20 protein-coding genes are annotated in these 19,601 nt (G+C 61.5%); 5 read left to right on the top strand and 15 right to left on the bottom strand.

The window, feature by feature from the left end; genetic code table 11:
- The 3 genes from VCK47_RS11035 to VCK47_RS11025 form a co-directional block, all read right to left on the bottom strand.
- Positions 1-426: a universal stress protein gene (locus VCK47_RS11035; RefSeq protein WP_322891146.1), complete on the bottom strand. Its 426-nt coding sequence runs from the start codon at positions 424-426 to the stop codon at positions 1-3.
- A gap of 10 nt (positions 427-436) precedes the next feature.
- Positions 437-3,079, bottom strand: a complete 2,643-nt coding sequence (locus VCK47_RS11030; protein WP_322891145.1) for a TRAP transporter permease — start codon at positions 3,077-3,079, stop codon at positions 437-439.
- 97 nt (positions 3,080-3,176) lie between these two features.
- Entirely contained in the window at positions 3,177-4,142 is a 966-nt protein-coding gene (locus VCK47_RS11025) for a TAXI family TRAP transporter solute-binding subunit (protein WP_322891144.1), read from the bottom strand.
- A 197-nt stretch (positions 4,143-4,339) separates the two neighbouring features.
- Here VCK47_RS11025 and VCK47_RS11020 point away from each other — a divergent pair, with 197 nt between their 5' ends.
- Complete coding sequence (locus VCK47_RS11020; protein WP_322891143.1) at positions 4,340-5,200, top strand: SDR family oxidoreductase; 861 nt, start codon at positions 4,340-4,342, stop codon at positions 5,198-5,200.
- Here VCK47_RS11020 and VCK47_RS11015 read toward each other — a convergent pair.
- Positions 5,166-5,822, bottom strand: a complete 657-nt coding sequence (locus tag VCK47_RS11015) for a hypothetical protein (RefSeq protein WP_322891142.1) — start codon at positions 5,820-5,822, stop codon at positions 5,166-5,168. The genes VCK47_RS11020 and VCK47_RS11015 overlap by 35 nt on opposite strands.
- A 130-nt stretch (positions 5,823-5,952) precedes the next feature.
- Here VCK47_RS11015 and VCK47_RS11010 point away from each other — a divergent pair, with 130 nt between their 5' ends.
- Positions 5,953-6,765: an ion transporter gene (locus VCK47_RS11010; RefSeq protein WP_322891141.1), complete on the top strand. Its 813-nt coding sequence runs from the start codon at positions 5,953-5,955 to the stop codon at positions 6,763-6,765.
- Between the two features lie 102 nt (positions 6,766-6,867).
- Entirely contained in the window at positions 6,868-7,272 is a 405-nt protein-coding gene (locus VCK47_RS11005; protein ID WP_322891140.1) for a hypothetical protein, read from the top strand.
- A 16-nt stretch (positions 7,273-7,288) separates the two neighbouring features.
- On the opposite strand, the gene VCK47_RS11000 is transcribed toward VCK47_RS11005, so the two are convergent.
- The 7 genes from VCK47_RS11000 to VCK47_RS10970 all read right to left on the bottom strand — a co-directional run bounded on the left by VCK47_RS11000 (position 7,289) and on the right by VCK47_RS10970 (position 14,008).
- Positions 7,289-8,701, bottom strand: a complete 1,413-nt coding sequence (locus VCK47_RS11000) for a methyl-accepting chemotaxis protein (RefSeq protein ID WP_322891139.1) — start codon at positions 8,699-8,701, stop codon at positions 7,289-7,291.
- A gap of 65 nt (positions 8,702-8,766) precedes the next feature.
- Entirely contained in the window at positions 8,767-10,680 is a 1,914-nt protein-coding gene (gene dxs / locus VCK47_RS10995) for a 1-deoxy-D-xylulose-5-phosphate synthase (RefSeq protein WP_322891138.1), read from the bottom strand.
- An 11-nt stretch (positions 10,681-10,691) separates the two neighbouring features.
- Positions 10,692-11,576 (bottom strand): farnesyl diphosphate synthase, encoded by an 885-nt coding sequence (locus VCK47_RS10990; RefSeq protein WP_322891137.1) that lies wholly within the window; start codon positions 11,574-11,576, stop codon positions 10,692-10,694.
- On the bottom strand, positions 11,569-11,802 hold the full coding sequence (locus tag VCK47_RS10985) for an exodeoxyribonuclease VII small subunit (protein WP_019955477.1): 234 nt from the start codon (positions 11,800-11,802) through the stop codon (positions 11,569-11,571). The genes VCK47_RS10990 and VCK47_RS10985 overlap by 8 nt, the downstream gene beginning before the upstream one ends.
- Positions 11,799-12,722: a histone deacetylase family protein gene (locus VCK47_RS10980; RefSeq protein ID WP_322891136.1), complete on the bottom strand. Its 924-nt coding sequence runs from the start codon at positions 12,720-12,722 to the stop codon at positions 11,799-11,801. Before VCK47_RS10980 ends, VCK47_RS10985 begins: the two co-directional genes overlap by 4 nt.
- Positions 12,723-12,803: 81 nt before the next feature.
- Positions 12,804-13,505, bottom strand: coding sequence for a response regulator (locus VCK47_RS10975; RefSeq protein ID WP_322891135.1), 702 nt, complete (start codon positions 13,503-13,505; stop codon positions 12,804-12,806).
- Positions 13,502-14,008 carry a MarR family winged helix-turn-helix transcriptional regulator gene (locus tag VCK47_RS10970; RefSeq protein ID WP_322891134.1) on the bottom strand — a complete coding sequence of 169 codons (507 nt, stop codon included), beginning with the start codon at positions 14,006-14,008 and terminating at the stop codon, positions 13,502-13,504. Before VCK47_RS10970 ends, VCK47_RS10975 begins: the two co-directional genes overlap by 4 nt.
- 144 nt (positions 14,009-14,152) lie before the next feature.
- Between VCK47_RS10970 and VCK47_RS10965 the strand changes: the two genes are divergently transcribed.
- A complete protein-coding gene (locus VCK47_RS10965) occupies positions 14,153-15,022 on the top strand; it encodes a branched-chain amino acid aminotransferase (protein ID WP_322891133.1) in 870 nt (289 codons plus the stop codon).
- 40 nt (positions 15,023-15,062) lie between these two features.
- On the opposite strand, the gene VCK47_RS10960 is transcribed toward VCK47_RS10965, so the two are convergent.
- Positions 15,063-15,260, bottom strand: a complete 198-nt coding sequence (locus VCK47_RS10960; protein WP_322891132.1) for a hypothetical protein — start codon at positions 15,258-15,260, stop codon at positions 15,063-15,065.
- 73 nt (positions 15,261-15,333) lie between these two features.
- On the bottom strand, positions 15,334-16,254 hold the full coding sequence (locus VCK47_RS10955; protein ID WP_322891131.1) for a DMT family transporter: 921 nt from the start codon (positions 16,252-16,254) through the stop codon (positions 15,334-15,336).
- 115 nt (positions 16,255-16,369) lie between these two features.
- Between VCK47_RS10955 and VCK47_RS10950 the strand changes: the two genes are divergently transcribed.
- A complete protein-coding gene (locus VCK47_RS10950) occupies positions 16,370-17,401 on the top strand; it encodes a fatty acid desaturase (protein WP_322891130.1) in 1,032 nt (343 codons plus the stop codon).
- Here the strand turns inward: VCK47_RS10950 and VCK47_RS10945 are convergent.
- Together VCK47_RS10945 and queG are read right to left on the bottom strand one after the other, a co-directional pair.
- Positions 17,388-18,542 carry a PQQ-dependent sugar dehydrogenase gene (locus VCK47_RS10945; protein WP_322891129.1) on the bottom strand — a complete coding sequence of 385 codons (1,155 nt, stop codon included), beginning with the start codon at positions 18,540-18,542 and terminating at the stop codon, positions 17,388-17,390. The two genes, VCK47_RS10950 and VCK47_RS10945, sit on opposite strands and share 14 nt — an antisense overlap.
- On the bottom strand, positions 18,539-19,573 hold the full coding sequence (gene queG / locus VCK47_RS10940) for a tRNA epoxyqueuosine(34) reductase QueG (RefSeq protein WP_322891128.1): 1,035 nt from the start codon (positions 19,571-19,573) through the stop codon (positions 18,539-18,541). The genes VCK47_RS10945 and queG overlap by 4 nt, the downstream gene beginning before the upstream one ends.
- Between the last annotated feature and the right edge of the window lie 28 nt (positions 19,574-19,601).

Here is a 19,601-nt window from a genome sequence, read left to right as displayed (position 1 = left end):
TCAGCTCCTCACGACATAGACCGAACAATTGGCATGCCGGACCACGCGCGCAGCGTTCGGCCCCAGCAAGTAATCGCGAAACGCCGGCCGGTGCGAGCCCATCACGATAACATCGACCGCCAGCTTGTTCGCAGCCCGCAGGATTTCATCATAGATCGTGCCGTGCAGGATGTGCGGATGCACTTCGACGCTGTCCGGCACATTGTCGTTGATCCAGTCGGTCAGGGCCGCGCCAAAGGCCTTGATCGCCTCTTTCTCGTAGTTTTTCTTGAAGTAACCGCTGACCTGCGCCAGCCCGAAATCGGGCAGGACGCTGATGACATGCAGGATGCCGTCATTGCCGACCATCAAAAGCGCCTCTCGCAGGGCGGCGGGCCAGCTTTCATTGTCGGTCAGGTCGATGGGCATCAGGACGGATTTGGTCATCGGTTCATCCTCAGAATGCGGGTTTCGTCTGGCGGCGGCGCTGGAAGAGAATAACAAGGCCCAGCAACAGGAAGGCAGGCAAGTAGAAGATTTCTTGCGGCATCCGGTCACGCGGGGTTTCGACGCGCAGGATTTCGACCTGATCCAGACCGTAGAAATCAAAGCTGCGCAAAGAAGCTGCATAGGGGCTGCCCGGCATCGGTTCGTCCATCATCATCTGCTCGCCGATCGGCATCAGGAAAAAGCCCGTCGCATTCAGCCTTTGCTCAGGCGGCGTGTCGTCGATGTCGAAGCGAATCGTCGTTTGCCGCAGATCACCTGTGTTGAAATCAGGCCCTTGCAGGACGATGCGAAAGAAATCGCCCTGTTCGGTTTCCTGCAGCACTGTCTCGAAACTGGTGCCGGGCAGTTCGGCAAAGCGGGGCTGCACACGGTCCAGCCAGAAATTCGGCACGAACAGGGTGAAGGCCACAACCAGCAAGGCCCCCGATTCCCACAGGCGCGAGGGCGCAAGGAAATAGCCTTGGGTCGCGGCAGCAAACAGCAACATGGCAAACGTCGCCACGATGAAGATTTGCACAGCGACCAGAATGCCCGCCCAAGTCCCCAGATCGACTCCGAACAGGATCAGCGCCGGATTATAGACAAACAGGAACGGCAAGGCGACGGTGCGCAGGCTATAGAAGAACGCGGTGAAACCCGTCTTGATCGGATCGCCCCCCGACACGGCGGCAGCAGCGAAACTGGCCAGACCCACGGGCGGCGTCACATCGGCCATGATCCCGAAATAGAACACGAAGAGATGCGCCGCGATCAGCGGGATGATCAAACCCTGATCCGCCCCAAGGCTGACCACGACCCCCGCCATCAGCGACGACACGACGATGTAATTGGCCGTCGTCGGCAGGCCGAGGCCCAGCACCAATGAGAATACCCCCACCAGTAGCAACATGATGAACAGGTTACCGCCCGACAGCATCTCGACCAGACCAGCCAATTCGGTGCCGATCGGCGTGCGCGTCACGGTCGCCACGATGATACCGGCGGCACCCGTTGCGACAGCGATGCCGATCATGTTGCGCGATCCCGCGATCAGCCCTTCGATCAGGTCATCGAAACCGGCGCGGAACTGCGCGCCAAGATCGGTTTGCCCGCGCATCAGCGCCTTGATCGGCTTTTGCGTGAGCAGGATCACCAGCATCACCAGCACCGCATAGAACGCCGATTTCGCGGGCGATTGCCGTTCGACCATCAGGAACCAGACCAGCACGATGATCGGCAGGATGTAATGCAACCCCGTGGGCACGACCTCTGCCATGACGGGCAGCTTGATCTGTTTGGCGTTGGGATCGTCGATTTCCAGCTCTGGTCTTTTCGACGCGACACGCAGCGCCGCAAGATAAAGCCCAGCCACCGCCGCGAAAATCACGAAAGGCGCAATCCCCGGAGCGACAGCCCGCAACACGCCCACAGCCCAGATCACGCCATAGAACACCGCTCCGGCCACCGCGAAACCGATAAACACCCGCAACAGCATGGCGAGCAGGCTGCCGCCTTCGCCAAGGGCAGGCATGTCGTTTTTCAAGGCTTCCAGATGCACGATGTAAACCAGCGCGATATAGCTGATAATCGCGGGAATGAAGGCGTGCTTGATCACCTCCAGATAGGAAATCCCGATGAATTCAACCATCAGGAACGCGGCCGCCCCCATCACTGGCGGCATGATCTGGCCGTTGACCGAGGATGCAACCTCGACCGCACCTGCCTTTTCGCTGGAAAAGCCCACGCGCTTCATCAGCGGAATGGTGAATGTGCCGGTGGTGACCACATTGGCGATGGACGAACCCGAGATCAGGCCCGTCGCGGCAGAGCCGACGACAGCGGCCTTGGCTGGCCCGCCGCGCAGGTGCCCCAGCCCTGCAAAGGCCATCTTAATGAAATAATTGCCCGCGCCCGCTTTGTCCAAAAGCGATCCGAACAGCACGAACAGAAACACAAAGGACGTCGACACGCCCAAGGGGATGCCAAAGACGCCTTCGGTGGACAGCCACTGCGTGTTGATGATCGATGTAAAGCTCCGCCCGTTGTGGGCGATCAGGTCGGGGATCAGCCAGCCTTGGCCGAAATAGCTGTAGGCCAGAAAGATCGCCGCGACGATGGTCAGGGCTGGGCCAAGCGACCGGCGACTGGCCTCAAGCAGGACAAGAATGCCGATGGCGCCGATCCAGATTTGTGCATCTGTCGGCAAACCCGACCGCGCCGTGCCAGCCAGTTCACGCGAGAACCAGAACACATAAAGCGCGGCACCCGCCCCAAGGATCGCCAAAGCCCAGTCATATAAGGGAATGTGGTCGCGCGGCGATGTCTTGGCGGCAGGATAGGCCAGAAACGCCAGCGCCAAAGCCAGCGCCAGATGCATCGGGCGGGTCTGGTCGGACCCGAGGATTTTGACAAAAGGCAGTTGCCCGAACCAGAATTGCGGTTCCGCGATCCAGACCTGAAACAGCGCCCAGAACAATGCGAGCCCTGCAATCAGCAGCGCCACCGCGCGATTGTGCGGGTTGCGCGCACCGCTGTCGGTGGATGCAACCAGATCCTGCAATTCTTCGTCGGTGAATCCGCGCCGGTCGGACGCCCGCTTCTCGTCGCTCATACCGCACCCCTTGTTATGTCTGGTTGGCAAAGCGCCACGCGGACGCATCGGCGCAATGCCCGCCTGCCGACAACCGGCAGGCGGGCATCGTCGTGGGTCACTCCATCAGGCCGGCTTCGCGGAAGTACCGCGCAGCGCCTTCGTGGATCGGGGCGGAATTGCCGTCATTCACCATCTCTGCGGCATCCAGACCCGCAAGCGCGGGGTGCAATTCGCGGAACTGGTCGAGGCTTCCAAAGATCGCTTCGGTCACTTCATAGACGACATCGTCAGGCACCGTGGCAGAGGTAACGAATGTCGCCCCCACACCAAAGGTCGTCACGTCGGCATCGGTCCCGCGGTACATGCCGCCGGGGATCGTGGCGACGCGGTAATAGGGATTTTCCGCGATCAGCGCATCGATCGCCTCGCCGGTGACGTTGACCAGCACGGTGTCGCAGGCGGTTGTGGCCTCTTGAATGGCGCCGGACGGGTGGCCCACGGTATAGATCATCGCGTCGATGTTGTTGTCGCACAGGGCGGCAGCCTGTTCTGCCGGTGGCAATTCAGAGGCGACGGCGAAATCGTCAAGGGTCCAGCCCAAGGCGTTCATCACGACATCCATCGTGCCGCGCTGACCGGAACCGGGGTTGCCGATGTTCACGCGCTTGCCTTGCAGGTCCTCGAAATTGGTGATGCCGGCATCGGCGCGGGCGACCACAGTGAAAGGTTCGGGGTGCAGCGAGAATACCGCGCGCAGGTCTTCGAATGCGCCAGTTTCTTCAAATTGCGATGTACCGTTGAAGGCATGGAACTGCCAGTCGGACTGCGCCACGCCAAATTCCAGCGCGCCTTCGCGGATCGCGTTGATGTTGAAGATCGACCCACCCGTGGATTCCACACCACAGCGGATGCCATGTTCGGACCGGTCACGGTTCACAAGACGGCAAATCGCGCCACCTGCGGGGTAATACACGCCGGTCACGCCACCTGTCCCGATGGAAATGAAAGTATCCTGTGCGTGGGCCGCGCCACCCGTCATCGCAACGGCTGCGGCGCCCGCGGCCATCCAGTTCTTGTTCATAACCTTCTCCTTTTTTCGATCTGAAAGCTGTCCCATGACAGCCCATTTTTCCGGCATCAGCATGTTCAAGCACCATGCCGGATCGCGGGTATTGGAACAGATATCGAGATTTTGTCAAATCGTTAACTAATTGGAGTCACTCGGCCACCCCCGCTTTGGGGTCTTGCGCCCGGTCACGCGCTGCGGCACCAAGCCTTATGACACAGACGCTTTTATCATTCGGACATGGGTTCAGCGCGGATGCGCTGGCGCAGATATTGCTGAAACAGGACTGGCGGATCATCGGCACCACCCGGTCCGAGGACAAGGCCGCCCGCCTGCATCAGAGGGGGGTCGAGCCGCGCATCTGGCCCGGTGCGGACATGCGCCCAGCGCTTGATGCCGCCACGCATCTGCTGATCTCAGCCGCCCCCGACGAGCATGGCGACCCCGTGCTGGCCACGCTGCACGACGAGATTGCATCACGCGCGGGGCAATTCGCATGGGTCGGTTACCTGTCGACTACGGGTGTTTACGGCGACCACGACGGCGAATGGGTCGACGAAACCACGCCTCTGACACCCGCCACGAAACGCGGCATCGCGCGGGTGCAGGCCGAGGCAGCTTGGGCTGCGATCCCCGGTCTGCCGCTGCATATCTTCCGGCTGGCGGGGATCTATGGGCCGGGGCGCGGCCCTTTCGCCAAGGTGCGCGACGGCAGCGCGCGGCGGATCATCAAACCGGGGCAGGTGTTCAGCCGCACCCATGTCGCCGATATCGCGCAGGTGCTGGCGGCCTCCATCGCGCGGCCCAATCCGGGCGGCATCTATAACGTCTGTGACGACGATCCCGCCCCGCCCGAGGATGTGATCGGCTATGCCGCCGAACTGCTGGGCCTGCCGCTGCCCCCGGCCGAAGATTTCGCCACCGCCGAGATGACGCCGATGGCGCGCAGTTTTTATGCCGAAAGCAAGAAGGTGCGGAATGACCGGATCAAGGACGAGTTGGGCGTGCGGCTGATCTATCCCGATTACCGCGCAGGCCTTAGGGCATTGCTGGCGCAGGAAGACGACGTCTGACGATCAGTGCAATCCCGGCATAGACGAACAACAGCACCAGCCCCGTCGCCAGATTGGTAGTGTAGAACACCATCCGTTCCGACAATTCCAGATTGTTCAGGAACGGATAAGGCAGGCCGGATGTCACGCTGCCGATAGGGGTGTCGTTCATCGGCCCCACCAGAAATTCTGCCCAACCGACATAGGCCACAATCACACCCACCAGCCACACGAGCGCCGGTCCCAACCTGCGATAGCTGCGATGGACGAAGATCGTGTCGATCACCTGCAGCAACGGCCCCACCAGATGCAGGTAGATTTCCAGATGCCATGCCGCCAACTGCCCGTCAGGGGTGACGGACGTCGGGTCCGCAAAGTAAAGCCGCCAGTAAAGCATCACCACCATCGTATTGATCACGGCGGTCATGCAGACAAAACCGTCCCAACGGTTGTAGCTGCGCCCTTCCATCAGGGCCATCATCCGACTGGCCGCGAAAAAAGACATGAACAGCGCCCAGATCGTCAGAAACCGGAACGGCCCGCCAAAGGCGTCATAGCCGCCAAAAACCAACGTCCGGATGCAATAGCCCGCGGCAAGCAGGAAAACGAGCCAGCGATAGATCGAAACAATTGTCATGGTCATGCCGTCCTGTGTCCGTCCCTCAACCTTCCAACAAAAATCCGCCGTGGCAAGGCGCGATGCCCGCTGACACCCCTTGTTGTCCTAAGCCGGAACACGCATATCCGGGCGAGATTTGAGCAGGGACAAACAGATGACGTTGCGTACCAGAACCTCCGCCTTTCTCGACCGGCCCATCGTGGCGCAGTTCATCTTTGCCGTGATCGTCTTCAATGCGATCATCCTCGGGCTGGAGACATCCGACACGGTCATGGCGCAGGCGGGCGGGCTGATCCTGCTGCTTGACCAGATCTGCCTTGCGATTTTTGTCGCCGAGCTGGCGGCAAAGCTATTCGCCTATGGGCCGCGGTTCTTTCGGGGTGGCTGGAACATCTTTGACTTCATCATCGTCGGCATCTCGCTGGTGCCGGGCAATGGCGGGCTGTCGGTGTTGCGCGCCCTGCGCATCCTGCGCGTGTTGCGCGTCATTTCCGTGGTGCCGTCGCTGCGTCGCGTGGTCGAGGGATTCGTCACCGCCCTGCCAGGCATGGGGTCGGTGTTCCTGCTGATGGGGCTGGTTTTCTACATCGGGTCGGTGATGGCGACAAAACTGTTCGGCGAGAGCTTTCCCGAATGGTTCGGCACCTTGGGCGCATCCGGCTATTCGCTGTTCCAGATCATGACGCTGGAAAGCTGGTCGATGGGCATCGTCCGGCCCGTGATGGAGGTTTATCCTTATGCTTGGGCCTTTTTCATTCCCTTCATCATGATGACGACCTTCGCGGTGGTGAACCTGCTGGTCGGTCTGATCGTCAATTCCATGCAGGACGCCCATGCCGAAGAAGGCAATGCGGCAACCGATGCCTATCGCGACGAGGTGCTGAGCAAGCTCGCCGCGATTGAAAAGCGACTGGACGAGGTTGGCCGCAAGGACAGTGATGCTGCGTCAGCACCGGTCAAAGACTGACCGAGAAACGGGCATGTCTGATCGGCGAAGGCCTCTTCAGGCGATCTTTGTTGCCCAATTGCCATCGGAGACGCCAAGATTAAAAGACGCATAAGGTTTCTATTGGCCAATCTGGTCGCGACTTTTGCGTTCATTCTGTCGATGATCGCGGTCGTCTATCTGTTGCTTTTGCCTTTGTCGCTTTGGTACGACCCAAGCGCGCTGTCACACCCCTATCCCGTGTTCCTGATCATTCTGTCCCTTCTGCCGATTTATGCTTTCAAAAAAGCCGCGGGACTCCGACATTCGCGTGTCGACAACCGCTGGAACGCGCTCAAAGGGATCGCAGCCATGCTGCCCGTTGTGGCGAATTTCGGATATTTCACCAGCGGGTTTCCCGTCTACGATCATATTGTCCTGCTGTTCATGGTCCCTTTGGTCCTTGCCACTGCAATCACCCTAGGATTTCTCGGTCTCGCCGGTCTGGACTGGCAGAACCGCCGCGCTGGCCGGACAGGCTCGGCGTGAAGGGGACCCATGCTGATCATACGAGATAGGCCAACCTGACCCCTCCCCAATGACGACCGTTGACCATGATCGGCGCGGATACATCCTTCATCATCGCGAAGGTGCCGTTACCCATGTCGCGGCGGTACGCCTGCAACAGAAACGGGCGCGTGCTGCGGCCAGCGGCCAGACCGACCCGATCGTCAAAAATGCGGCGGTTGCGGCAATGGGCGGTGTTCCATGCCGGATCGCCGGGGCGTTGAGGCTGGCTGAACTTGATGTTGTGCGTAGGCAGATAGCCATCGGTGTTGACGGCTGCGCAGAATACGACCCGATCCGAATAGTCCAGCATCGGTTCCTGAAACGCAGGCAACACCCTGTCTGTGAACCTCACACAGCGCGCGATGACCTGCGCGGGGTTGCTGCCGGGCACCGGGCGGTAATCGCGGTCAAAAAGATCTGCCAATGACACCTCTCCGCTCTGGACGCCTTGTTCGAACCGGGCGCTGATCTGCTGCGCCAGATCCTGCGCCGCCTGAATATACGGCGTATCGATGGTTTCCAGACCGATGCGCGCCGTCAGGGCGGTCAGCGTTTCAGAGCTGTTGGTCAGCGCAAGCATCTTCTGCCGCGCGCTTTCAAGGCTTTTGTCGGATGCCGCGATCCCGCCGGACAATGCGTCAATCCCCGATTTCATCTGCACGATCTCGGTCGCGATGCTGGTCGAGGCACCAACGATATCGCGCTGTGCGGCGATCACCGACCCCATGACGCGCGGCATGTTTTCGACAAGCGCGCCGACATCGTCGATCTGCGTGCGGATCACACCAGCCCGGTCCAGCGCGCGCGCGGTTTCACCGCGCAGGCCGGTCAGTTCACGATCAAGCACGCCGATGGTGCCCGCGATTTCCTCGGTCGCGTCGCGTGTGGTCTGCGACAGGTCCTTTACCTCGCGCGCAAGCACCATGAAACCGCGCCCATGTGTGCCAGCGCGTGCCGCTTCGATGGCGGCGTTCAAGGACAAGAGATTCGTTTGCCGCGAAATTTCGCCGATTTCGCCCGACACACGGGCCACGCTGGTCAAGGCGTGCTGCAAGCGTCCGAACTGGTCCGCGATATGGGTGACCGTGTCGATCAAGGCCGCCACATCGGCCACCATTGACTGCAATTTGCTGCCGCTTTCCTGCGCGTTTTCTTCGGCTTTACCGGAAATATCCTGCGCCGCCTCGGCCGAGGCCAGAACAGACTGCGCCCTGCCCGAGATATGATCGACCCGGTGCGCAAGTTCGATTCCGGTACGTGACTGGTCGGCGACCTGACGGGACGTGTCATCGACATCCCCCGTCACACTGGCGACATCAATCGACAGATCACCCAGCCGACGCGCAAGATCTGCCATCAGCGCGTCGGATTTGTCTTGTTCAGGGATTTCCTGCTGCAGATCTTTCATGGTCAATTCCTGTCCGGGTGTGCCGCACCCTAGACCGAAACCCCAAACGATCTGTTAAGACGGTATCAAGCGCGCTTTCCCAGACGCACCACACCCAGCACATCCAGCACCTTGGCCTCGATATGCGCGGCATTCATCCCCGCCACATCATACATCGCCTTGGGGCTGGCCTGATCGATGAACGTGTCGGGCAGCACCATCGACCGGAACCGCAGGCCGTGGTCAAACACGCCTTCATCCGCTAGCAATTGCGCGACATGGGACCCGAAACCGCCAACCGCACCTTCTTCGACAGTAATCAGCGCGTCATGATCCGCGGCCAGTTGCAGGATCAGGTCTCGGTCCAGCGGTTTGGCGAAACGCGCATCGGCGACAGTCGGCTTGATGCCTTTGGCTTCCAGTGCCTCGCAGGCCTTCATCACTTCGGACAGGCGCGTGCCGAAAGACAGGATGGCGACCTGCGCGCCTTCGCGGATCATGCGGCCTTTGCCGATCTCCAAGGGGGCTGCGTTTTCGGGGATCTCGACGCCCTCACCTTCACCGCGCGGAAAGCGAAAGGCGATAGGCCCCTCATCATGCGCGGCGGCGGTGGCGACCATGCGGACAAGCTCTGCCTCGTCTGCGGCGGCCATCACGACGAAACCGGGCAGATTGGCCAGAAATGCGACATCGAACGACCCCGCATGGGTTGCACCATCCGCGCCCACCAGCCCCGCACGGTCGATGGCGAAACGCACCGGCAGACGCTGGATCGCGACATCGTGGACAACCTGATCGTAACCGCGCTGCAGAAAGGTCGAATAGATCGCGCAGAACGGGCGCATCCCGCCCGCTGCAAGGCCAGCGCTGAAGGTCACGGCATGCTGTTCGGCGATACCCACGTCAAAACAGCGGCTGGCATAGCGTTCCATGAATTTCGACAGACCCGTGCCATCGGGCATGGCAGCGGTCACGGCACAGATGCGCGGATCGCTGGCCGCATGTTTCAGCAGGCTGTCGGCAAAGACGGATGTATAGCTGGGGGCATTGCTGGGCGCTTTCGCCTGCTTACCCGTGATCATGTCGAATTTGGCGGTGGCGTGGCCTTTGTCGCTGGCGCGCTCGGCGGGGGCGTAGCCCTTGCCCTTTTTCGTGATCGCATGGATCAGGATCGGGCCATCGGCCCGCGCTTTGACGGTGCGCAAAACGGACAAGAGCTGGTCCATGTCATGCCCGTCGATGGGGCCGAGATAGGAAAAGCCCAACTGTTCGAACAACGTCCCGCCCACGGTCATATGTTTGAGCACATCCTTGGCGCGCTTGGCCCCTTCGCGGAAAGGCTCGGGCAGCAGCGACACAGCACCTTTGGCGGCGGCCTTGAACTCCTGAAACGGGGCACCGGCGTAAAGCTGCGACAGATAGGATGACATGGCCCCCACAGGCGGGGCGATGGACATTTCATTGTCGTTCAGAATGACGATCAGCCGCTTGCCCAGATGGCCCGCGTTGTTCATCGCCTCATAGGCCATGCCGGCCGAAATCGCGCCATCCCCGATGATGGCAATCGCATCGCCCGGATCACCGCCCAGATCCCGCGCCACGGCAAAGCCCAGCGCCGCCGAAATCGAGGTGCTGGAATGCGCGGCACCGAACGGGTCATAGGGGCTTTCGGACCGTTTGGTGAATCCCGACAATCCGCCTTCGGTGCGGATCGTGCGGATACGGTCGCGCCGGCCTGTCAGAATCTTGTGGGGATAGGATTGGTGCGACACATCCCAGATGATCTTGTCCTTGGGCGCATCGAACACGGCATGCAGCGCCACCGTCATCTCCACCACGCCAAGCCCCGCCCCCAGATGCCCGCCTGTCACGGACACGGCGGCAATCGTCTCGGCGCGCAATTCATCGGCCAGCTTGCGCAACTGCGCATCCGACAGCGATTTCATATCGGCGGGGGTCTGGACACGGTCCAAAAGCGGGGTGTTGGGTTGGTCCGACATGGCGACCCTTCCTAATGCGTGCGCGCGGTCACAAAACGCGCGGCGTCCTTCAATGTTTCGGCATCATCGCCATAGCCAGATAGCGCATCGCAGGCCTGCGTGACCAGATCCTCTGCGCGGCGTTTCGCCCCATCCAGCCCCAGAAGCGACACGAATGTCGCCTTGCCCGCCGCCGCATCCTTGCCCACGGCCTTGCCGACAAGGGCAGCGTCACCGGTCACGTCCAGCACATCATCGGCGATCTGGAACGCAAGGCCCAGACAATCGCCATAAATGCCCAAGGCGGCCTGATCGGCCTGCGCCATACGCGGTCCGACAAGGGCGGCCCATGAGATCAATGCGCCGGTCTTGCCCGCCTGCAAAGCAATGATCTGGTCCAGCGTCAGCGGCACAGCCGCCGTTTCCGCCGCGATATCCGCCGCCTGCCCACCCACCATGCCGCGCACACCGGCCGCCTGCGCCAGGGTCAGCACCAAATCGACTTTCGCGACATTCGTGCAATCGAGCCTGCCCAAGAGGTCAAACGCCAGCGCCTGCAAAGCATCCCCCGCCAGCACAGCGGTCGCCTCGTCCCAGCGTTTGTGCACCGTGGGCTGGCCGCGCCGCAGGTCGTCGTCATCCATGCAGGGCAGATCGTCATGGATCAGCGAATAGGCGTGGATGCATTCGATCGCCGCCGCCGCATGGGCCGCCACCTGCGGCGGGACACCATGCAGACGGGCGGTCTCGAGCGCAAGAAAGGCGCGCAAGGCCTTGCCGCCCTTTGCTGCATAGATCATCGCCTCCGGCACAGGTCCGGCAAGACCCGAAAGCTCTGCCTCTATCGTCTGGGTCGCGATCCTTGCGGCCTGCGCCAGGGCGTCAGGCAGCGGTCGCCGGGCAAGCAGGTCAGCCATCAAGCGGCGCTGTGCCGGTGGGCTGGCCAGTCTCGCCCAAGGTGATGCGGGCGACCTTTTCCTCGGCTTCCTTCAGCTTGGCCTCGCAGCGGGCCTTCAGCGCCGCACCGCGTTCATAAAGCGCGATGGACTGGTCAAGTGCCACATCACCGCGCTCCAGCTGGCCCACGACGGTTTCCAGCTCCTTGATCGCGTCTTCGAAACTCATCTGGTCAACGTCGGTCATCGGCCTCTTTCCTCCAAAATCCTGACATGGGCGGCAGCGGATGCGCCCAGCGCCGGCAGGTCATACCCGCCTTCCAGCGCCGACACCACCCTGCCGTGGCAATGCCTCTCCGCAAGATCGCACAGCCGCGCGGTGACCCAAGCGAAATCCGCCTCGGTCAACTCCAGCCCGGCCAGCGGATCATCGCGGTGGGCATCAAACCCTGCCGAAATCAGGATCAACTCGGGCGCAAAGGCATCGACGCGGGGCAGCACGACACGCTCCATCACATCGCGAAACGCCTTGGACCCCGTACCGCCGCGCAAAGGCACGTTCAGCACATTGCCAACACCGGTTTCATGCGCCGCCCCCGTGCCAGGATAAAGCGGCGATTGGTGGGTGGAACAGAACAGGATGCGCGGATCATCCTCGACCAGATCCTGCGTGCCATTGCCGTGATGCACGTCGAAATCGACGATGGCGACGCGGGCCAGCCCGTGATGGTCCAGCGCATGTTTCGCCCCGATGGCGACATTGCCGAAAAAACAGAACCCCATCGCCGTCTCGCGCTCGGCATGGTGACCGGGCGGGCGCACGGCGGCAAAGGCATTGGCGGCCTCGCCCGCCATGACCAAATCGACCGCGCGCACGACTGCCCCCGCCGCGCGGTAAGCCGCCGCCAACGTCCCGGGCGACATATGCGTATCGGCATCGAGCGCACGCCACCCCGTGTCAGGGGCTGCCGCGCGCAAGGCGGCGATATGCGCCTGCGGATGGGCGCGCAGCAGATCGTCCTCTGCCGCCAATGGCGCCTTGACGCGCAAAAGATCCATGCCCGCAAGCGCCCCCAGTACAGCATCGAGCCGCGCCACCTGTTCAGGGTGGCCGGGGGGCGTCACATGGCCATAGCAATCATCATGAAAGATCAGCGCAGTTGTCATTCACCCACAGAACCCAATTCCGCGCGAAACCTCAACCACCTTCTTTTTTCCAAAAATACTCCCGCCGGAGGCCAGAAAGTTTTACTCCGGTGCCAGCATATAGCCTTCGCCGCGGACCGTTTGCAGGAACCGCGGCTGTTTGGGGTCGGTCTCGATCTTGCGGCGCAGACGGGTGATCTGGACATCGACGGCGCGTTCCTGCGTCTGGCCGCCAGAACGGCTCAATTCCTCGACCAGCTTTGTGCGGGTGACCGGCTCTCCCGGACGGCCCGAAAAGATGCGCATCAGTTGACTTTCGGTCGCGGTCAGGCGGACAAGGCTTTCGCCATGCCACATTTCGCCGCGTTCGATATCGTATCGCACAGGCCCCATATGCAGCACCTTGGGCAGAATCATGACGGGCTCGGCGGCGGGAACACGGCGCAAGATCGCGTTGATACGCAACAGCAGTTCCTTCGGCTCGAACGGCTTGACCAGATAATCATCCGCCCCGGCCTCCAGCCCGGTGATGCGGTCCACGGTTTCGCCTTTGGCCGTCAGCAGCATGATCGGCGTCGTGATCGTCCGGCGCAGGTCGCGGCAAAGTGCGATCCCGTCCTCGCCCGACATCATCACATCCAGCACGATCAGGTCGAATTCCAACCCCGCCAGCACGCGGCGGGCATGGGCGGCGTCGCGTGCGGTCGTCACCAGAAAACCCGCGCGCATCAGGAATTTCTGCAACAGGCTGCGAATACGGGCGTCGTCATCGACAATCAACAGGTGGGCGTCGTCAGCACTCATTCAGGTTTGTCCTTCATCGCCTCGTAATGCTGGCGCGCTTCTGGGTCCATCATCGCCTCGAGCACCTGCCGGAAACCGACCACAGCGGCAGGCCCTGCCGCGCGATAGGCCGCACGCATCCGGTCCCTTTGGGCGTCGGACAAAGCGCGTTCCAGCGCCGCACCGGCGGCTGTGAGATGCAGATGGCGTTCACGTTTGTCCTTGTTACCGACAGTGCTGATCACCAGACCGTCCTCGATCAGACTGCGCAACACACGATTGAGCGATTGTTTTGTAACACCAAGGATCGACAACAGATTGTTGACCGTGGTGCCGGGGCTGCGGTGGATGAAATGCAGCGCGCGGTGATGGGCGCGGCCATAGGATTTCTGCGCAAGGATCCGGTCGGGGTCGGCGGTGAACCCGCGATAGGCAAAGAACATCGCCTCGATCCCCTTGCGCAACTGTTCGTCCGTCAGGAACAGCAGGTTTTGCCCCATCTGGGGTCTTGCACCTTCCGGCATCCTGTCCTCCCTCGTTACGAAGCCGACAATACGTCAGCTTTATTGACATTCCAAGAATCAACTGTTAGCGATTTGTCGGAATTGCGCAACATTATATCCGAAACGGACCTTGTTGCGACATTATTGCAAAGTGTGGAGGAACGCATGGCGGGTGCATACGACGATCGCGACGGCAAGATCTGGCTGGACGGCAAACTTGTGGAATGGCGCGATGCCAATGTGCATATCCTGACCCATGCGATGCACTATGCCTCTTCAGTTTTCGAAGGGGAACGCTGCTATGGCGGCAAGATCTTCAAATCCCGCGAACATTCCGAACGGCTGATCAAATCGGGTCAGCTGATCGATTTCCAGATCCCCTATTCCGTGGATGAAATCGAGGCCGCCAAACAGGCCGCTCTTGATGCCAACGGCCTGAAAGACGCCTATGTCCGCCCCATCGCATGGCGCGGCTCGGGCGAGGATATGGGCGTTGCTGCTGCGCGGAACCCTGTGCATCTGGCGGTCGCTGTCTGGGAATGGGGCAATTACTATGGCGATGCGAAAACACGTGGCGCAAAGCTCGATATCGCAAAATGGAAACGCCCGAGCCCTGAAACCGCACCGAGTCAGGCCAAGGCGGCGGGTCTTTACATGATCGCGACCATGTCCAAACACGCAGCCGAGGCCAAAGGCTGTTCCGACGCCATGATGTTCGACTATCGCGGCTATGTGGCCGAGGCGACAGGTGCCAACCTGTTCTTCGTCAAGGATGGCGAAGTGCATACACCTGCGGCCGATGCGTTCCTGAACGGGATCACCCGCCAGACCGTCATCGGCATGCTGCGCGACAAAGGCATCACCGTGCATGAACGCATTATCATGCCGGACGAGCTGGAAGGCTTCCAGCAATGCTGGCTGACCGGCACCGCGGCCGAGGTCACGCCCGTCGGCCAGATCGGCGACTACAATTTCGAGGTTGGCTCGCTGACCCGCGATATTGCGGCGGATTACGAAAAGCTGGTCCGCGCATAGTCAAAAAAGCAAGGGCGCCAACAGGCGCCCTTTTTCACGTCTAGCGTTGCCAGACGGGTGTTTCTTCCTGACGGGCGATCCGCACGAATTCGCCCGCGCGCCGCCCCGGTTGGTGGGTGCGCGGCCGCTTTTGCAGATCAAGCGTCGTCTTGCGCGGCAAGGCGTCCTTCTTCATGCCAATCGCCCGCTCTAGCCCGGTGTCCGATCCGGTTTTCATGCGATCCAGTGGATGTTTCATGGAATCCTCCTTCCGTTGTGGACTCCGACAATAGCACAAAAGGGCGCATTGTTCCCGACCTTTCTGGCCTGCTTCAACTTCCCGTGTTGCCGGTCGCCTTGCGTTGTTGCGCGCGCTGCAAGCCCAGCTTGCGTTCGCGCCAGATGATCAGCACACCCGCAAAGATCACGATCCCCGCACCGATCAGCATGGTCCCTGTCGGCACCTCGTCAAAGATGAAATAGCCGATGGCCAGCGCAAGGATCATCGACGTGTAATCAAACGGCGCGACCAGCGAGGCATCGGCAAAGCGGTAGCTGGATGTCAGGAAAATCTGCCCGATCCCGCCCAGAAGTCCCGCCATCACCAACAACGCGGCAATGGTCCATGTCGGGACCACCCAGCCCCAGGGAATCGTCAAGAGCGCCAGCAAGGACGACGTAACGGTGAACCACAGCACAATGGCAGCCGTCGTCTCTGTCGCCACAAGTTTGCGCACGAAAACCTGCGCCAAGGCGGTCAGTACCGCCCCCATCAGCACAACAACCGCGCCGAGGGTTTCGGTCGAGTTCAACGATGCCCCCACCGACAGGCGCGGCGACAGCACGACCAGCACGCCGACCATGCCCAGCGCCACGGCGGACAAACGGAAGGCGCGCACATCCTCGTTCAGGAACATCGCAGCGAAGATGACCACCAACAGCGGCGCAGCATAGCCGATTGCCGTGACCTCGGGCAAAGGCAACAGGCCGAGGCCGGCAAACCCCAACCCCATCGCCGATGTACCGACCAAGCCGCGCCAGAAATGCCCCATCGGATTGGTGGTTTTCCAGCCGTGCCGCAATTCCCCGCGCAGGGCGAGCCAGCCAAAGATGATGGGCAAGGCAAAGAACGACCGGAAGAAAACCGCCTGTCCGGGCGGCACGGTTTCGGACGCGGCCTTGATCAGCCCCGCCATCGCCATGAACAGGCAGACCGACACAACCTTGAAGACGATTCCCTTGATAGGCTGCATGGCGTTCCCCTTTTCGCCATGACACTATGGCGGCGCATTGACACAATGAAGCCCTTTTCGCTTGCTAATCGCCTCCGCTAGGATACCGCTTGCAAAACGGAAAAAGTAGAACAGCATGAGCAGACCGACAGACCAGACGACCAACATGACCCCGCGCGACTGGGTTCAGGTGCTTGCGCAGTACCGCGAACCCAGCAACTGGCGCAGCAGCTTTGAACTTGGCGTCAGCCTGATCCCGTTCATCCTGTTGTGGGTGCTTGCCGTCTGGGTCTCGCAATTCAGCTATCTCGGTGCTTTTTTGATCTCGGTGCTGAACGGGTTGTTCCTGCTGCGGCTGTTCTGCATCCAGCATGATTGCGGGCACGGGTCTTTCTTTGGCAACCGCAACGTCAGCGACTGGATCGGGCGCGTCTTGGGCGTTGTCACCCTGACGCCCTATGACGTCTGGCGGCGCACCCATTCGATCCACCACAGCCATGCGGGCGATCTCGACCAGCGCGGCATCGGCGACGTGATGACCCTCACGGTCGAGGAATACCACCAGCGCACACCGTTCGGGCGGTTCCTGTACCGCGCCTACCGGCATCCGCTGGTGATGTTCGGCCTTGGGCCGACCTATATCTTTTTTCTGCAAAACCGTATGCCACATGGCCGGATGCAGCGCGAAAGCAAATACTGGGTCAGCGCCATGGGCACCAATCTTGCCGTCGCAGTTCTTTTGACAGTGATCGGATATGTCGGCGGTTTCGCGGCGCTGTTTCTGGTATTCCTGCCCACCACACTGATCGCGGCATCCATCGGGGTCTGGCTGTTCTACGTCCAGCACCAGTTCGAGACGACGCATTGGGACAATGCCGAAGACTGGAAACTGCACGACGCCGCCCTGCACGGCAGTTCACATTACGACCTGCCACCGATCCTGCGCTGGTTCACCGCCAATATCGGCATCCACCATGTGCATCACCTGTACAGCCGCATCCCGTTCTACCGCCTGACCGAGGTGCTGCGCGACCATCAGGACCTTGTGGACTGCAGCCGCATGACCCTGTTGCAAAGCCTCAAATGCGCGAGCCTTGATCTGTGGGATGAAAAATCGCGGCGGCTGGTGTCTTTTGCCGCAGCACGGCGTGCCGCTACTGCGGTGTGACCCGCAGGATACCCCCGCGCGCCTGATCGACCAGAAGCAGGACAGAGCCGTCGTCCATAACGTGGACGTCACGGATGCGGCCTACTCCATCCAGCAGCCATTCCTCGCCCACGACACGGCCATCCTCGATCCTCAGCCGCGTCAGACCGCCGGGGTTCAGAGACCCGATCAGCAGATCGCCCTGCCAGTCCGCATAAGGCCCGTCATAAAAGGCCATACCCCCCGGCGCGATCACGGGGTCCCAGTAATAGACAGGCTGTTCCATCCCCTCCATTGCGGATGTCCCCGCCCCCACCGCCGAGCGGTTATAGTTCACGCCATAGGAGATTACAGGCCAGCCATAGTTGCGGCCCGCCTGCGGCTGGTTCAGCTCGTCGCCGCCCGCTGGACCATGTTCCACCGTCCACAGCCCGCCCGGACCCATCGCCGCCCCTTGCGGGTTGCGGTGACCGTAAGACCAGATCGTATCCAGCCCGTCCTGCCCGACAAAAGGATTGTCCGGCAACGGCTGCCCGTCCCAATCGACACGGATCACCTTGCCATAGGTAGTGGAATTATCCTGCGCCAGTTCACGTTCACCCACCGAGGACCGCTCTCCCGTCGTGATCCAGACGACGCCATCGGCGGTTGGAATGATCCGGCTGCCGTAATGCATCGGCGTGCGCGACGGCGGGTTCTGGATGAAGATATCGCGCACGTCGCTCAGGCTGCCGTCATCCGCCAATTGCCCGCGCGCGGCGGCGGTGACCGTGCCGCCCTGCACGGGCTTCGAATAGGTCCAGAAAATCGTGCGATCATTCACGAAATTCGGGCTGACCGCGACATCCAGCAGGCCACCCTGCCGTTCCGCGCTGATCTCGGGCAGGCCACGCAGGGGGGCGGATACCTCGCCATCCAGATTGACGACACGCAGGCGGCCGGGCCGTTCGGTGACCAGCAACTGCCCGTTGCCCAAAGGTGAGATGCCCCAGGGATGTTCCAGCCCGACAGCAAAGGTTTCGACCGTCACGGTAGTCGCAGGCAAGGCCGGTGCGCGGGTCTGGTTGGCAAAGGCGGGCGCAAAATCGGCATTGGGTGGCCCCTGATCCACCTGCGCTGCGGCAAGCGACGGCACCAACATCAAGGCGAACACTCGGATCATGGCAAATCTCCCTTTAGCCGCAGGATAGCCCAGCGCGCCGCCTCGGCCACGGTGGCATCCGCGTCATCAACCAGATGTGACAGGGACGCCACCATCGCCGGATCACCCGAATTGCCCATCGCATAGGCGACGTTGCGCACGAACCGGTCCCGCCCGATCCGCTTGATCGGCGATCCGGCGAAACGGGCGCGAAAGGCGGCATCATCCAGCTGCGCCAACTCTGCAAGCGGCGGTGCCACCAGATCATCGCGCGCGGCAAGCCGTGCATCACGGCCAGAGGCGGCAAACTTGTTCCACGGACAGATCGCCAGACAATCGTCGCAGCCGTAAATCCGGTTACCCATCAGGGCGCGCAGGTTGGGGTCCACCGGCCCCTTGTGCTCGATCGTCAGGTAGGAAATGCAGCGCCGCGCATCCAGTTGGTAAGGTGCGGGAAACGCCTGCGTCGGACAGATATCCAGACAGGCGGTGCAGGACCCGCAATGGCTGACCTCGGGCGCATCGGGTTCCAGATCGACGGTGGTAAAGATCGCGCCCAGAAAAAACCAGTTGCCCAGATCCCGGCCCAGAAGGTTGGTATGTTTGCCCTGCCAGCCCAAGCCCGCCGCCTGCGCCAGCGGCTTTTCCATCACGGGGGCGGTATCGACGAACACCTTGATCTCGGCCCCCGGCACCTGATCGATCAGCCAGCGGCCGACAACCTTGAGCCGCTTTTTGACGACATCATGATAATCGCGCCCCTGCGCATAAACGCTAATCGCGGCGCGGTCGCGTTCATCAAGCACCGCCAGCGGGTCGTGATCGGGGGTATAGACCTCGGCCAGCATGATGACCGACCGCGCCGCGGGCCAAAGCGCCGTGGGATCGCCGCGCCAGTGCATCCGCTCGGCCATCCATTCCATCTGGCCATGGCGGCCATCATCCACAAAAGCCGCCAGCCGTTCGGCCATCTGGGGCACCGCATCGGGACGACAGACACCCGCCTTGGCGAAACCCGCGTCACGCGCAAAGGCTGTCAAGCGATCCTTCATCCCTCTTCCGAGCCCAAATATCCCGGGG

Origin of the sequence: Yoonia sp. 72 (assembly GCF_034652275.1) — a bacterium.
GTDB lineage: Bacteria > Pseudomonadota > Alphaproteobacteria > Rhodobacterales > Rhodobacteraceae > Yoonia.
This window is presented reverse-complemented; position numbering and strand designations above follow the sequence as displayed.